We start from the raw sequence: 14,446 nt of genomic DNA, 5'->3' as shown, positions 1-14,446 counted from the left end.
CCCGTACGCCCGCCCCGCGAAGGGCGCCGCCCGGGTTTCACGAGCGGCGGCCAGACGCAGGTGCTCATGGCCTTCGCGCGACGAGGAAGGGCGTTGCGAGGTCGGGCCGGTTACCTCAAGGGCGCTTGGCCATCCATACGGTCCTGGTGGTGCGGACCGTGAGGTCGTCGCGCCGCAGGACGCCGACGGGCCCGTCACTGTCGATGAGGGTGTCGAGCGTGGCCAGGTCGTCGGCGCTCACCTGGCCGTCGAGGTGGGACCGGATGCGCCGCAGGGACACCTGGGCGTAGCGGGCGGTGGACGTGGGGAACGGGGGCCTCAAGTCGATGGCCAAGGGCCGCGCGGCCTCGATGACGAAGCCGGCTCCGGACAGGGAAGGGCCCCAGTCGTGGTCCTGTCCTGCGGTCAGGGCGGAGTGGCAGCGCGCTTCGAGCCCGGGGTGGCCGAGGTCGACGTCGTCGGGCAGGAACGGCCGGCGTACCCACCTCCGGCCCTCGTCGTGAACCACTTGCCGCCGCGAAGGGCCACGATGAGCGCCCGGTCCTGGACCGGGCGCTCATCGTGGCACCGTGCGTCCGGGTGGGTGTCCCCGTGGTCAGACGCCGGTGGCCTTGGCGTAGTCCGTCATGCGGCCTGAGAAGTCGTGGATGACGACCTGCTCGTCGCCCACCACCCAGGCGTCGTGTCCCGGCGGGCAGTCGAAGACGTCGCCGGGGCCCACCTCGGATTCGGCGCCGTCCTCCATGCGGATGCGCATGCGTCCCGTGGCGACGAACGCGTAGTGGTGCACCTGGCAGGAGTCCGTGCCGCTGATCTCCCGGAGCGACTCCGACCAGCGCCAGCCGGGCTCGTACGTGGCCACCGCGAACGTCAGACCGCTGAGGTTGCACAGCTCCAGGTGGCCCCTCGGGAAGTCGCGGCGTTCGTCCGGCTTGTCGATGCTCTTGACCTCGATCATGACGTGCCCCCTTCCGTCAGTTCCAGTTTTGCACCGGCCCTGTACTCCGACAAACCCGCCTGACCTGTGCCTATACCGCTATTTCCGGCGTTCGATGGCGTACGTGGACTGCACGACGCCCGCCCCGAACGTCCGGGTGGACACGTGCACGAGCGGAATGTCGCCGCCCACCGGCCCGAACAGCGGCAGCCCGGACCCGATCAGCACCGGAACAGTCGTGATCGTCATCCTGTCGATCAACCCCTCCCGCAGGAAGGTGCGGATGACCTGGCCGCCGTCGACGTACACGCCCTTGACGCCGCGTTCGGTGAGACCCTTCAGGCACGAGTCGAGGTCGCGGTAGACGGTGACGCGCGGGTCGGCGCCCTCCTCCAGGGTGGTGCTGAGCACCGCGCAGTGCCGGTCCTCGTGTGGCCACGTCTCGAAGGAGAGCCCCGCCTCGTACGTGCCGCGCCCGGTCACGACCGCGTCGATGCCGGCGATGAACGCGTCGTAGCCGAGGTCGTCGCCGGCCGCCTCGCCCCGGCTGACGAGCCACTCGAGGTCGCCGTCCTCCCGCGCGATGAACCCGTCGAGGCTGACGCCGATGAACACGGAGCAGGTGAAGGGTACGGGCATGCGTGCCTCCGATTAATAAATGTTGGTTCGTTTACTAACCTATCGAGCGCCGGCCGGATGTGTAAACGCCGATTCACTCACCCCGCAGGACGGTCGCGATCGTGAGCCGCGCAGCCGACCGCGCCGGCACGTACGCACCCAGCACCGCGATCACCACCCCCGCCAGCGCGAGCGGCACGAGCAACGGCGCACTCCAGACCTCGATCATGAACGCGGGCATCACGATGTCGGCCGCCCGTGCCATGGCCGGCACGACGACCCGGTGCGCCGCGACGCCGACCGGGACGCCGAGCAGCCCGCCCGCCGCGCCCAGCGCCGCCATCGAGGTCACCATCATCACCGTGACCTGGCGCGGCGTCATCCCGACCGACTTCAGCGTGCCGAGGTCGCGCCGCCGCTCCCTGGTGGTGAGCACGACCGTGTTGAACACCCCCAGCGCCGCCACCGTGCCCAGCAGCACGGTCAGCAGGGACGCGAACCCGATGACAGTCACGGCGTTCTGGTCGGTCCGGCTCTTGGCGACGGGGCGCAGGCCGGGGTCGGCGGCCCTGACCGCAGCGTGGTACGCCTCGAGGTCGGCGTCAGGTGCCAGGCGGACCTCGTACTGCGTGGCCTTCGCCGACGGCGAAAGCGCGGTGAGGGTCCGCCAGTCGGCGTGGATCAGGTCGGGTTCGCCGCTCATGGTGACGCCGACGACGGTGGCCTGTGTCCGCGCGCGGCCCAGGGAGAGCGTGAGCCGGTCGCCCACCCGCAGGCCCTGCTGCTCCAGGAACGCCGGGGACGCCACCATCTCGCCCGGTCCCTCCAGCCAGCGGCCCTCGACGATCGTCTCACCCAGCGTCGCCGAGTCGCCCCGCAGGAACCTGCCCATGATCGGCTGTGGCTGCCCGACGACGTGGAGGTCGATCCAGGCGTCGGCGGTCACGTACACGGTGCCGGGCAGGCCGCGCAGCAGCGTCTCGATCCCGGCGTCCCCGTGCCGGGGCGGCGTCTCGCGGAAGCGGGCCTGGCCCACGTGGATCACGGTGTGGACGTGGCCGACGCGCTGGGCGGCCGCGCCGTACGCGGTCATCGTGCCGGACAGCCCGGCCGCCAGCGTCACGGTCGCCGCGCCGAGCACGACGGCCGCCAGCGTCAGCGCCGTGCGGGCCGGCCGCGCGAACGGCAGCCCCAGCCCCAGGCTGACCGGGCGGGGCAGCCGGGCCCCGGACAGCAGTCGATGGACGCGCCGCCCTCTCCCGGACGGCTGACCGCCGCCCGCGCTGATCGCCGGGGCCGCGGGCATCCGATGCGCGCGCAGCGCGGGCACGAGCGCGGCCAGCGTGACGACGGCCGTCATCCCCGCGAGTGCGGCGGCGTAGACCCACGGGCTGAGCGCGACGTTGAACACGCTGAGCCCGATGTCGTCGAGCAGCGGCCGCGCGGCCAGGCCGCCCACGACCGTGCCGAGCGCGGCGCCGGCCGACGCGGGCACCAGGATCATCGCCAGGTAGACGGCGACGACCTGGTTGGGCGTGAACCCGAGCGCCTTGAGCATCCCGATGTGCCGGAACCCGGCCACGACCGCGCCGCCCACCACGTTCGCCACGATGATGACCGCGACGACGAGCCCCAGCACGCCGAACCCGGCCAGGAACGGCAGGAACGCCGACGCCGTGCGGCCGTGGTCACGCTTGACGGCCAGGTACGACTGCGTGCCCAGCAGCGAGCCGGCCGGCAGCGCCGCCGTGATCGCGTCCGCCGCCCGACGGACGTCGGCGTCGGTGCCTGCGCCGCCGAGGCGGTAGAGCATCTGCGCGGCGGACGGGCGCAGCTCCTCGGCCTGCGCCGGGGTGACCCACGACTCCGCCGACCTGCTGAGGCTGGAGGCCAGGCCGACGACCGTGAACCCCTGCGGGCGCTCCGGCACCGTGAACCGCACCCCGAGCAGGTAGGACCAGTGCGGGTTGGGCGGCCGGTCCAGGACGATCTCGCCCGGGCGGGCGGGCCACCGCCCGCTCCACAGGTCCAGCCGGTCCACCGGGCCGCCGGGACCGGCGCGCCCGACGACCGTCAGCGGGCCGGGCGGCAGGTGCTCGACCGTGTCCGGGATCGTTACCGTGGCCTGCGCGAACGGCCCCGAGGCCGCCGTCACCGCCGGGACGGGGCGGGCCGGCGCGGACGCCGGGGCCTTGGCCGGGTCGTACACGGCCACGAGGTGCGCGCCGCGCTGGGCGGCGAAGGCCCGGTCGAACGGCGCGGAGACGCTCTCCAGCAGGCCCAGCGCGACGACGACGGACACCGTCGAGCAGAACACCACGATCCCGACGACGGCCGTCTGCACCCGCCGCCTGCGCACCCCGGCCCGCGCCACCTGCCACACGGCGCCCGCCCCGGCCAGCGGCCCTGCGCCGCCGCGCGCCTCGGGGAACACGCTCTCGGTCATGCGGTGTGCTCCAGGGTGTGCTCGGCGACCACCCGGCCGTCGGCCAGCTCCACGAGGCGGCCGGCGCAGCGGGTCGCCAGGCCGGCGTCGTGCGTGACCAGCAGCAGCGTCTGGCCGATCTGGTTGAGGTCGATCAGCAGGTCCATCACCTGCTCGCCCGAACGGCTGTCCAGGGCGCCCGTGGGTTCGTCGGCCAGCAGCAGGGCCGGGCGGTTCATCAGCGCCCTGGCCACCGCCACCCGCTGCCGTTCGCCGCCGCTCAGCGCCGACGGGTAGGCGTCCCGGCGGTCGGCGATGCCGAGCTCGTCGAACAGCTCCAGCGCCCGGTCGCGGGCCTGCCGCGCCGGGACGCCGGTGAGCTGGGCGGCCAGGGCGGCGTTGTCCAGCGCCGGCAGGTCGTCGATGAGGTTGAAGAACTGGAAGACCATGCCGATGTTCCGGCGGCGGAACAGGGCCAGCGCCGTCTCGGTCATCGCCCCCAGGTCCCGGCCGCAGACCTCGGCCGTGCCCGTCGTCGGGCGGTCCAGACCGGCGATCATGTTGAGCAGCGTCGACTTGCCGCAGCCGGACGGCCCCATCACGGCGACCGCCTCACCCGCGCGGATCGCCAGCGACACCCCGTCCAGGGCCGTGGCCGTCCCGTACTCCTTGCGCACGCCGTCGAGCCGTACGACGAGGCGGGCGTCGTGATCGTGGTGAGAGTCCATGGCCCGAACCTAGATCCGGAACCGGGCGCCGTCATCGGACCCCGGATGTAACGCGCGACGGTCGTCATCCCGGGGATGTACGGCTCCGGGAGGATGCGGAGGTGGGCGCGCCGCGTGAAGATGTCCCCGTGGGGGAATGGATGATCGCCGCTCTGGCGCTCGCGTGCGGGGCCGCGGGCGGGCTCGCGGCGGCGCTCGTATGCACGCGCCGCCGCTACCGGGCGGCGCTGGCCGAGCAGGGCCGGCTGCTCGACCGCGAGCGTGACCGCGCGGCCCGTGCGGCCGTCGACGCCGAACGCGCCCGCATCGCGGCCGAGCTGCACGACATCGTCAGCCACAACGTGAGCCTCATGGTCGTGCAGGCGGGCGCCGCCCGCGAGGTGCTGCCCACGATGCCGGGCGAGGCCGAGAACGCGCTCAGGGCCGTCGAGGCGGCCGGCCGCGACGCCATGACAGAGCTGCGCCACCTGCTCGGCCTGCTCGCCCCCGCCCAGGACGGATCCGACGAGCCGGACGAGCTGGCGCCCCAGCCGGGGCTGGGCCAGCTCGGCGCGCTGGCCGACCGGATCGCGTTCGCCGGGCTGCCGGTCGAGGTGCGCGTCTCCGGGGAGGCGCGCCCGGTGCCCGCCGGGGTCGACGTGACCGCGTACCGGATCGTCCAGGAGGCGCTGACGAACGCGCTCAAGCACGGCGACGGCGCCAAGGCCGAGGTGGTCGTCCGCTACACCGACCAGTATCTGCGGGTGGAGGTGCTCAACAGCGGGCCCAGCGTGCTCACCGGAGGCGCCCGCCCGGCGCCGCCGGACGCGGGGGCCGGAACCGGGCGCGGGCTGCTGGGGCTGCGCGAACGGGTCGCCGTCTACGGCGGCGAGCTCGACGCGCGCCGCCGGCTCGGCGGCGGCTACCGCGTCCGCGCCCGCATCCCCCTGGAGCGCGCGTGAGTGACACGGGCGCGGGGCCGCGGGTGCTGATCGCCGACGACCAGGAGCTGGTACGGGCGGGCTTCCGGCTCATCCTCACCGCCCGTGGGATCGATGTGGCGGGCGAGGCCGCCGACGGGGCCGAGGCCGTGGCGATGGCCCGCCGGCTCGCCCCCGACGTCGTGCTGATGGACATCCGCATGCCCGTCATGGACGGCCTGGAGGCGGCGCGCCGGGTGCTGGCCCACGATCCGCGCTGCCGCGTGATCATGCTGACCACCTTCGACCTCGACCGGTACGTCTACACCGCCCTCAGCCTCGGCGCCAGCGGCTTCCTGCTCAAGGACGTCACCCCCGAGCACCTGGCCGCCGCCGTGCGCCTGGTCGGCACCGGCGACGCGCTGCTCGCCCCCTCGATCACCCGCCGCCTCGTCGAACGCTACGCCGCCGCCCAGCCGCCCGCCGCCGTCCACCGCGACCTGGCCGCCCTGACGCCGCGCGAGCGCGAGGTCTTCACGCTGCTCGGCCAGGGCCTGTCCAACGCCGAGCTGGCCGCCGCCCTGCGCCTGAGCGAGGCCACCGTGAAGACGCACGTCGCGCGCATCTTCGCCAAGCTCGGCCTGCGCGACCGCGCCCAGGCCGTGGTCCTGGCGTACGAGACGGGCCTCGTCATCCCCGACCGGCGCTGATCGGCCCGTACATGCCGCGGGCACGGTGACGGGCCGGAGGAGTGTTCGCGGCGCACATCGGGGCGGCCGCCGCCTGGTTGCCGTCGCGGTTCGCACTTTGTCGAGCGGAGCTCGCCGATGAGCCGATACCGGGTCTCCATGGATATCGGCGGCATGGACTCCCCGGGGGACATCTCGTTCGTGCACGGCACCACCCAGGGGCTGAACGCCTTCCTCGAACGGCGTGGTGTGAAGGTGCTGCTGAAGAAGCGGCGGATCGAAGCCCATGTGCGCCGTGCACAGCGAAACGGCGCGCCGCTGTGCGACGCGCCGTTCCCGTGTCCGTTCTCCTACGACAGGTTGTACGTCCACCCAGGCAGCCCGGGCATCGGGCCCGGGAGCGGCCGGGCGCGCAGCGGGCTCACCTCGGCGGGCGGTACGGCCTCGCATCGCGCGCCGTTGGCGGGCACGGTGAGCGAGGTCAGGTACGCGTCGATGGCCTCCGTCGGGCAGGGACCGCGGCCGTAGATGCCGTGCCCCCAGCCCTCGTACGTGAGCAGCCTGGCCTCGTGCCCGATCTGCCGCGCCGCGTTGACCGCCCACGGGTAGCCGGTGGCGGGGTCGTGCAGGGCGTTGCCGAGCAGCAGCGTGGGCGTGCCCGACACGCGCAGGCGGTGCTGCGGGTTCGGGATGGGGGCGGGCGTGCCGAGGCAGGCCGCCGTGATCGGGTGGGCCGCCGCGCTGACCAGCATGTCCGGGGCGATCCTGGCCGACCGCTCCAGCAGCCGCGCCCACTCGCGGTGGTCGCGCACGGGCAGCAGCCAGTCCTGGCAGAAGATCCGGGTGGAGTCGTTGATCACCTGCTCCTGCTGGGCGGCGGCCGGCGGCGTCACGATCGCCCGCGCCGTGCCCTCACCGCTCTCCAGAGCCGCCAGCAGCTCGGCCAGCTGCTGGTACGCCGGCCCGTAGAACGCGCCGAACGCCTGGGAGACGAGACTCATCCTGGTGAGCGTGACGCCGGGCTCGCCGGGGAACTCCAGCTCGCCCCGGTCGGCCCGGGCCAGCAGTTCCTTCCACACCGCCCGCACGTCGCGTCCGTGCAGCGCGCACGAGGCGGTCGCCTCGCACCAGGAGACGAACTCGTCGAAGGAGTCCTGCGCGGTCCACGCCTCGGTGTCGAGGAAGGCCTTCGTGCCGAGGCTGTGGTCCATGTTGCTGTCGAGCATGAGGGCGCGCACCCGGCCGGGGTAGCGCTCGGCGTACAGCTGGCCGATGAGGGTGCCGTACGAGATGCCGTAGTAGGTGAGCTTGTCGTCGCCGAGGGCGGCGCGCAGGGCGTCGAGGTCGCGGACGACGCTGCCGGTGTCGACGTGGTCGTACAGCGCGCCCGTGCGCTCCCGGCAGTCCTGCCGGTAGCGCTCGTTGTGGGCCAGCAGCGCGTCGAAGTCGGCCTGGCTGTCGATGGACAGCGTGTCGGGGGCCTGCCTGGCGAGCTCCAGGGAGCACAGGATCGGATGGCTGCGGGCCACGCCGCGCGGGTCGAAGCCCACGATGTCGAAGCGGCTGGTGAGCTCCGGCGTGAAGCCCATTCCGCCGAGCACGGCGCTCACGCCGGACCCGCCGGGGCCGCCCGGGTTGATCACGAGGGAGCCGATGCGGGCCTCGGGGTCGGTGGCCTTGCGGCGGGCGACGGCGAGTTCGAACGTCTCGCCGTCCGGTTCGTCCCAGTCCACGGGAACGGTGAGCGTGCCGCACTCGGCCGTGGCGTCCTCGGAGCACGGGGCCCACGCGATGGACGTGGTCGTGGCGGCGGCCGGGACCGCGGGGAGGAGGGACAGGAAGAGGGAGCCTAAGAGACTGAGGATCAGTGCTGTTCTTCGCATATCACGCCCAATCATCGGGAAAATCCGATCATTGAGCAGAACGTCTTACAGGTCCATCCGACTCAAGGATGAACCGCGGGTCATCCTTGAGATGTGTGGTGTGACAGATCTTTCGGTAAGCGGAAAATCTGACGGCGCACGGACGGTGGGTAGGATGCGCGCATGAGCAGCGAGCGGCCAGAAACCACCCCTGAGGAAATCTCCCGCGACGTGTCGGAGAACTTCGGCTGGACGCTCGGGGTGCTGCTGCGCGCGTACCACGGCTCGGTGGTCTCCGCGATCGGCGACTTCCCGCACGGGCCGCGGGGCTACCAGACGCTCGCCGCCGTCGTGGGCGGCGACCACCCGACCCAGCTCGCCCTGGCCGCCCATCTCGGCATCGACAGGACTGTCCTGACGTATCTGATCGACGACCTGGTGGGGGCGGGCCTCGTGGAGCGGCGGCTCAACCCGGCCGACCGCCGCCGGCGCCGCATCGTGGCCACGCCCGAGGGCGAGCGCGCGTTCCGGGAGCTGGAAGGGCGCGTCCACGACGCCGAGGACGCCCTGCTCGGCGCGCTCACCTCCGCCGAACGGGCGACGTTCCGGAGGTTGCTGACGCGGGTGGCCTGCGACGTGCGCGACATCGAGCCCGCCAACGACCCCTGCTCCGTGGCCGAGGAGATGCTCTCCGACGGCACTCGCCGCTGACCGTGGAATGACCGGGCCGGAATAACCGGACAGAACCTGCTGTTCTGCCGATCGTCTGGCATTGGATATTCTTCGGGACAACATATCTGCCTTGTGGGGGCAGAGGAGGAGCGCGCATGCCTGACTACGGCCACGACCTGCTGTTCGGGTCGTTCATCACCCCGGCGAACGCCACGCCGCACGAGGTCGTCGCCCTGGCGCAGGAGTCGGAGGCCGCGGGGCTGGACCTCGTGACCTTCCAGGACCACCCCTACCAGGCGGCCTTCCTCGACACCTGGACGCTGCTGTCGTACGTCGCCGCGCGGACGGAGCGCATCCGCCTGTCGGGCAACGTCATCAACCTCCCGCTCCGCCCGCCGGCCGTGCTCGCCCGCGCCGCGGCCAGCCTCGACCTGCTCAGCGGGGGCCGGTTCGAGCTGGGCCTCGGGGCCGGCGGGTTCTGGGACGCCATCGAGGCCATGGGCGGCCGGCGGCTGACCCCCGGCCAGGCCGTGGACGCGCTGAGCGAGGCGATCGACATCATCCGCGGCCTGTGGGACCCGTCCGACACGTCGCGCTTCCGGGTGGACGGCACGTACTACCAGGTCGCAGGGGCCAAACGCGGTCCGGCGCCCGCCCATGACATCGGCATCTGGCTGGGGGCGTACAAGCCGAAGATGCTCCGGCTCACCGGGGCCAAGGCCGACGGGTGGCTGCCGTCGCTGCCGTACATGGGGAGCCTCGACGCTATCACCGAGGCCAACGCGATCATCGACGAGGCCGCGGACGGGGCCGGGCGGGAGCCCGCGGCGGTCCGCCGCCTGCTCAACGTGTCCGGGCGCTTCGGGGCCGCCGGAGACGGGCTGCTGACCGGGCCGCCGGAGCAGTGGGCCGAGCAGCTCGCGGTGCTGACCCTCGAGTACGGCTTCTCGTCGTACATCCTGATGGGCGACGACCCGGCCGTGATCCGGACCTTCGGCGGCGAGGTCGCCCCGCTCGTCCGCGACCTGGTGGCCAAGGAGCGCGCCGCGCGCGGAACGGTGCGTTGATCATGGACTACGGTCACCCCCTACGCTTCGGCGTCCTGCTCGCCCCCGGCGAGCACGTCGCCACCAAGGCGCTGGAAGACCTCGTCGACCTGGCCGAGCTGAGCGAGGAGCTCGGCTACGACCTCGTCACGTTCTCCGGCGGGCCCGCGCAGGCCGACCCCTGGACGCTGGCGAGCTGGGCCGCCGGCCGGACGAGCCGCGTCCGGCTGCTCGCCGCCCCCGCGCGGGACGGCAACCCCGCCGTCGTGGCGCGCGCCGCGGCCAGCCTCGACCTCCTCGCGGGCGGCCGGGTCGACCTGGCCCTCGCCACCGCGCACACGCCGGACGCCGACGCCGTGGGGGAGGCGATCGACGTCATCCGGGGGATCTGGTCGGCCTCCGAACGGTCGCCGCTGTACGTCGAGGGGAAGCACCACCGGGTGGCGGGCGCGGATCGCGGGCCGGCTCCGTCCCGGACCGTTCCGCTGTGGATCGACGGCGCCGACCCCGCCCTCCTGCGCCTGACCGGCCAGAAGGCCGACGGCTGGACGGCCCCGCTCGCCCTCGGAACCCCACCGGCCCACCCCGGCGGCCACGCGGAGGACGGCACCGCGGCCGATTCCGCGCCGGCCGATTCCGCGCCGGCCGGAACCGCGCCGGCCGGAACCGCGCCGGCCGGGACCGCGGCAGGCCCGGCGCCGGACGGGTCTGTGGTGGATGGGGTGTGGGTCGGGGAGCTGGTGGCGGCGCAGCGCGTGATCGACGCGGCGGCGGCCGAGGCGGGACGCGACCCCCGCGAGATCCGCCGCCTGGCCCGGATCGCCGGCCGCTTCACAGCGGACCGCGGCGGCTTCCTGACCGGCCCGCCCGAGAAGTGGGTCGCCGACCTTCTCCCGCTCGTCCTCGACGCCGGCTTCGCCACGTTCGTCCTCTCGGCCGGCGACCCGGAGACCGTGCGGCGCTTCGCCGCCGAGGTCGTACCGGTCCTGCGCACGGCCGTCGACCGCGAACGCCGGGCCCGCGGCGTCGCGGAGTCCGCGCCGGCGCGCAGCGCGTTCGTACGGAGCAAGCGCCGCGAGGGCATCGACTACGACGCCGTCCCCGCCTCCCTGGCCGCCACGGCCGTCGAGCCCGGAGACGCCGCGTACGCGCGCGTGCGCTCCACCTACCTGCGCGGCGGCTCGCCCGGCCTGGTCCTGCGGCCCGGCACGCCGGCCGACGTCGGCGACGCCATCCGCTTCGCCCGCACGCAGCCGGTGAAGCTGTCGATCCGCAGCGCCGGTCACGGCATCAGCGGCCGTTCCACCAACAACGGCGGCATCGTCATCGACGTCTCCCGCCTCAACGCGATCGAGGTCCTCGACAAGGAGACCCGCCGCGTGCGCATCGAGCCGGGCGCGCGCTGGAGCGACGTCGCCGCCGCGCTCGCCCCGCACGGGTGGGCGCTCAGCTCCGGCGACTACGGCGGCGTCGGCGTCGGCGGCCTGGCCACCGCGGGCGGCATCGGCTGGCTCGTCCGCGAGCACGGCCTCACCATCGACCACCTGCGCGCGGTCGAGATGGTGCTCGCCGACGGCTCCCAGGTGCGCGCCGACGAGCAGGAGAACCCCGAGCTGTTCTGGGGCGTACGCGGCGCGGGGGCCAACTTCGGCATCGTCACGTCGTTCGAGTTCGAGGTCGACGAGGTGGGCGACGTGGGATTCGCCCAGTTCGTCCTGGACGCCACCGACACGGCGGACTTCCTGGAACGCTGGGGAGCCGCCATGGAGGCCGCGCCGCGCGACGTGACCAGCGCGGTCATCCTCGGCCGGCCTCGCCCGGGCCAGCCGCTCATCGCCCAGATGATGGCGGTCGTCGACTCCGACGACGCCGACACGATCGTCAGCCGGTTGCAGCCCCTCGCCGCGACCGCGCCGCTGCTCGACTACTCGATCCAGGTGCTGCCGTACGCGGCGGTCATGCACGTCCCGCCGGGCACGCACGACGCCCAGGGGGAGCCGGTGACCCGCGCCGCGCTCGCCGACCACCTCACGCCCGAGCTGTCCGCGGCGGCGGCGCGGCTGGTCCGCAGCGGGCTGACGTACTTCTTCCACATCCGGTCGGTGGGCGGCGCCGCGTCCGACGTCGCCCCTGACGCGACCGCCTACGCGGGCCGCTCGGCCAACTTCCAGCTCGTCGCGTTCGGCCACAGCCGCGGGGACCTGGATCCCGCCTGGGACGCCCTGCTGCCGCACTTCTCCGGCCAGTACATCAACTTCGAGACCGACCGGCGCCCCGAACGCGTGCACGAGGCCTACCCCGGCGACACCCTGCGGCGGCTGCGCGCACTCAAGCGCCGCTACGACCCCGCCAAGGTCTTCCGCGACAACTTCGCCTTCGACCCGGCCGAGGAGGACGTCACACCCGGCGCAGCAGCAGGGTGACGAACCCGAGCACACCCCGGTAGCCGCGCAGCCACATGTCGCGGTGGCCGCGGGCGGCGGCCAGGGCGGCGTCGCCGTCCGGTCCAGGGTGGTCGAGCGCCCAGGAGGTGAGGGTGCCGGTCCACGACCACTCGTACGCGTCCCACTCGCCGGGGGTGCTGGTGTGGCCGTGGACGGCGGCGAAACCGGCCTGCTCCATGGACTCCACCGTGCCGGCGAGGTCGGCGAAGTCATCCGGCTTGGCGTCCAGCAGGCGAAGGGCCTCCGGCGTGGGCGGGCGTTCCCAGAAGCCCTCGCCGACCAGGGCGAGGCCGCGCGGGCCCAGGTGGCGGCGGACGGCCGCGAGCGTCTGCGCCAGCCCGCCGAACGCGTGCGTCGCCCCGACACACAGCACCAGGTCGTACGACGGTCCGGCGGCGAAGTCGGCGGCGGGCGTGCGGTGCAGCCGGAGCCGGTCGGAGACGCCGCGGCGGTCCGCTTCGCGGGCGGCCGCGGCGAGCGCCATCTCCGAGACGTCCACCCCGTCGGCCGTCGCGTCGGGATAACGGGCCAGCGCCCTGGTCAGCCAGGCGCCCTCGCCGCAGCCGAGGTCGAGGATGCGCGCCCCGCGCGGCGGCTTCGCCCGGGCGAGCAGGCGTTCCACGGCGGTCTCACTGAGGGGAGCGGCGATGGGGTGGTCGCCGTGAGCGATGTGACTGATCGACTCTCGTTCCATCCTCGCGACTATTCAGGACCGCACAGAACCCAGCAATCGGATTTCCACCTCATGAGCGACCTGCCGTCCGGCCTCCCGTCAGGAGGGCGTCGATCGCGGCGTCGCCGGTCGGCGGGGTCAGGCGGGTGGGGGCGCCGGCGGCCACGAGGGCGGACACCGTGCCGAGGTAGTCGCCGTCGGCGGCGCGGTTGTGGCGCAGGCCCCACAGGGCGCAGTCGAGCGGGGTCGGGCCCTCCTCGTCGAAGGCGCGGTCGTCGAGATCCGCCCCGCGTTCGATGAGCAACCGCACGGTCGGCGCCCGACCGTGCATGGCGGCCTGGTCCAGAGGGGTGAAGTTGCTCCAGCCTCGGGTGTCCACCGCCATGCCGGCGTCCAGCAGCGCCCGCACCACCTCCGTGCGGCCCAGCTGCGCGAACTGCCCGAGCAGCCAGCCGGAGCCGCCGCCCGGCACACCGAGGACCGGCGGGGGAGCGGCCGGCAGGCGCGCGGACTCGCCGCGCGCCACCGCCAGCACCGCCGCGTCCACCGCGTCGAGGTCCGCCCGCGCGCCGCGCTCGGCCAGCAGCTCGTACGCCGCCAGGTGCCCGCACCGGGCGGCCAGCGCGAGCGGGCGGCGGCCGACGTCCCAGCGGTCCCACGGCAGGTTCACGTCGGCGCCGGCGTCCAGCAGCATCGTCAGCACGGTCGTGCCGCGGCCCCGGGCGATCGCGTGGTGCAGCGCGCGGCACGCGTTCACATCGGCCCCGCGGCCGAGGAACCAGCGCAGGCCCGCCGTGTCCTCGAAGTCCAGCTTGCGGACGATCAGGCGTTCGAAGCCCGGCCGGTGGAGCAGGTCGAGGAACGCGCCGCCGGAGTGCTCGCAGGCGCGGTAGAAGGCGTCCTCGTCCGGCGGCGCGCCGCGGTCGAGCAGCAGGCGGACGAGAGCCAGGTCGCCGCGCGCCACGGCGTCGAACAGCGCGGTCCGCCTGCTCTCACCGTTCCACTCGACGGTGTGGCAGGCGGGGTCGGCTCCGGCGTCGAGCAGCACGCGTACGCACGCGCGGATGCGCTCGGCCGGGCCGGTGCCGTGCCGCAGCAGCGCGAGCAGCGGCGGCAGCCCGCCGACCGGCGCCGTCGCCGCCTCGGGCTCGGCGGCAAGCAGCGCCGCGAGCGCGTCGGCGTCGGCCAGGGCGACCGCCCGTTCGACGCCCGCCAGCCCCGTCGCGCGTACGTACGCCACCAGCCTCGGCCAGCTGGGGAAGCCGTGGTCGCGGGCGAGGTCGAACTGCGCCCGGCTCAGCGGGACGCCACGGGCGCGGGCGAGCGCCTTGGCCTGCTTGCGCAGGTGCTCCAGGGAAGGGCGCTGGGGAAGGTCAGGCACGGCGAACCTCCGTCTGCCCGTGTCCGCGTCTGCGGGCCGAGGTCCGTCGACCAGGTGTGCGGTGCTGCCGGT

At 74.0% G+C, this 14,446-nt stretch carries 12 protein-coding genes and 1 pseudogene; 5 read left to right on the top strand and 8 right to left on the bottom strand.

What is annotated here, in order from left to right:
- Positions 1-115: 115 nt before the first annotated feature.
- The 5 genes from E1286_RS17395 to E1286_RS17375 form a co-directional block, all read right to left on the bottom strand.
- Entirely contained in the window at positions 116-508 is a 393-nt protein-coding gene (locus tag E1286_RS17395) for a hypothetical protein (RefSeq protein WP_132613729.1), read from the bottom strand.
- Positions 509-595: 87 nt separating this feature from the next.
- The gene (locus E1286_RS17390; RefSeq protein WP_132613727.1) at positions 596-958 is read right to left on the bottom strand and encodes a cupin domain-containing protein; all 363 of its coding nucleotides are present in this window, start codon (positions 956-958) and stop codon (positions 596-598) included.
- A 78-nt stretch (positions 959-1,036) separates the two neighbouring features.
- Entirely contained in the window at positions 1,037-1,576 is a 540-nt protein-coding gene (locus E1286_RS17385) for a dihydrofolate reductase family protein (RefSeq protein WP_132613725.1), read from the bottom strand.
- 73 nt (positions 1,577-1,649) lie between these two features.
- The gene (locus E1286_RS17380) at positions 1,650-4,001 is read right to left on the bottom strand and encodes an ABC transporter permease (RefSeq protein ID WP_132613723.1); all 2,352 of its coding nucleotides are present in this window, start codon (positions 3,999-4,001) and stop codon (positions 1,650-1,652) included.
- Positions 3,998-4,708: an ABC transporter ATP-binding protein gene (locus tag E1286_RS17375; RefSeq protein WP_132613721.1), complete on the bottom strand. Its 711-nt coding sequence runs from the start codon at positions 4,706-4,708 to the stop codon at positions 3,998-4,000. The genes E1286_RS17380 and E1286_RS17375 overlap by 4 nt, the downstream gene beginning before the upstream one ends.
- A 128-nt stretch (positions 4,709-4,836) precedes the next feature.
- Here E1286_RS17375 and E1286_RS17370 point away from each other — a divergent pair, with 128 nt between their 5' ends.
- Positions 4,837-5,649 (top strand): sensor histidine kinase, encoded by an 813-nt coding sequence (locus tag E1286_RS17370; RefSeq protein ID WP_223190053.1) that lies wholly within the window; start codon positions 4,837-4,839, stop codon positions 5,647-5,649.
- A complete protein-coding gene (locus E1286_RS17365) occupies positions 5,646-6,317 on the top strand; it encodes a response regulator (RefSeq protein WP_132613719.1) in 672 nt (223 codons plus the stop codon). The genes E1286_RS17370 and E1286_RS17365 overlap by 4 nt, the downstream gene beginning before the upstream one ends.
- Before the next feature lie 329 nt (positions 6,318-6,646).
- On the opposite strand, the gene E1286_RS17360 is transcribed toward E1286_RS17365, so the two are convergent.
- Positions 6,647-8,179, bottom strand: a complete 1,533-nt coding sequence (locus E1286_RS17360; RefSeq protein WP_132613717.1) for an alpha/beta hydrolase — start codon at positions 8,177-8,179, stop codon at positions 6,647-6,649.
- A gap of 162 nt (positions 8,180-8,341) precedes the next feature.
- Between E1286_RS17360 and E1286_RS17355 the strand changes: the two genes are divergently transcribed.
- The 3 genes and pseudogenes from E1286_RS17355 to E1286_RS17345 all read left to right on the top strand — a co-directional run bounded on the left by E1286_RS17355 (position 8,342) and on the right by E1286_RS17345 (position 12,299).
- Positions 8,342-8,869, top strand: a complete 528-nt coding sequence (locus E1286_RS17355; protein ID WP_132613715.1) for a MarR family winged helix-turn-helix transcriptional regulator — start codon at positions 8,342-8,344, stop codon at positions 8,867-8,869.
- 116 nt (positions 8,870-8,985) lie between these two features.
- Positions 8,986-9,888: pseudogene (locus tag E1286_RS17350) on the top strand (LLM class flavin-dependent oxidoreductase); the annotation flags it as partial.
- An 11-nt stretch (positions 9,889-9,899) separates the two neighbouring features.
- Entirely contained in the window at positions 9,900-12,299 is a 2,400-nt protein-coding gene (locus E1286_RS17345; protein WP_132613711.1) for an LLM class flavin-dependent oxidoreductase, read from the top strand.
- On the opposite strand, the gene E1286_RS17340 is transcribed toward E1286_RS17345, so the two are convergent.
- Complete coding sequence (locus E1286_RS17340; RefSeq protein WP_132613709.1) at positions 12,274-13,014, bottom strand: SAM-dependent methyltransferase; 741 nt, start codon at positions 13,012-13,014, stop codon at positions 12,274-12,276. The two genes, E1286_RS17345 and E1286_RS17340, sit on opposite strands and share 26 nt — an antisense overlap.
- 49 nt (positions 13,015-13,063) lie before the next feature.
- Positions 13,064-14,374: an ankyrin repeat domain-containing protein gene (locus E1286_RS17335; RefSeq protein WP_223190052.1), complete on the bottom strand. Its 1,311-nt coding sequence runs from the start codon at positions 14,372-14,374 to the stop codon at positions 13,064-13,066.
- Between the last annotated feature and the right edge of the window lie 72 nt (positions 14,375-14,446).

It is taken from the genome of Nonomuraea terrae, from assembly GCF_004348995.1.
GTDB lineage: Bacteria > Actinomycetota > Actinomycetes > Streptosporangiales > Streptosporangiaceae > Nonomuraea > Nonomuraea terrae.
The sequence above is the reverse complement of the archived record's forward strand: the minus strand, read 5'-3'. Positions and strand labels throughout refer to the sequence as shown.

What these genes read in the sequence shown, in the direction of transcription:
- E1286_RS17390 (WP_132613727.1), bottom strand. Translation starts at nt 958, where the DNA reads ATGATCGAGGTCAAGAGCATCGACAAGCCGGACGAACGCCGCGACTTC.
- E1286_RS17385 (WP_132613725.1), bottom strand. Translation starts at nt 1,576, where the DNA reads ATGCCCGTACCCTTCACCTGCTCCGTGTTCATCGGCGTCAGCCTCGAC.
- E1286_RS17380 (WP_132613723.1), bottom strand. Translation starts at nt 4,001, where the DNA reads ATGACCGAGAGCGTGTTCCCCGAGGCGCGCGGCGGCGCAGGGCCGCTG.
- E1286_RS17375 (WP_132613721.1), bottom strand. Translation starts at nt 4,708, where the DNA reads ATGGACTCTCACCACGATCACGACGCCCGCCTCGTCGTACGGCTCGAC.
- E1286_RS17360 (WP_132613717.1), bottom strand. Translation starts at nt 8,179, where the DNA reads ATGCGAAGAACAGCACTGATCCTCAGTCTCTTAGGCTCCCTCTTCCTG.
- E1286_RS17355 (WP_132613715.1), top strand. Translation starts at nt 8,342, where the DNA reads ATGAGCAGCGAGCGGCCAGAAACCACCCCTGAGGAAATCTCCCGCGAC.
- E1286_RS17345 (WP_132613711.1), top strand. Translation starts at nt 9,900, where the DNA reads ATGGACTACGGTCACCCCCTACGCTTCGGCGTCCTGCTCGCCCCCGGC.
- E1286_RS17340 (WP_132613709.1), bottom strand. Translation starts at nt 13,014, where the DNA reads ATGGAACGAGAGTCGATCAGTCACATCGCTCACGGCGACCACCCCATC.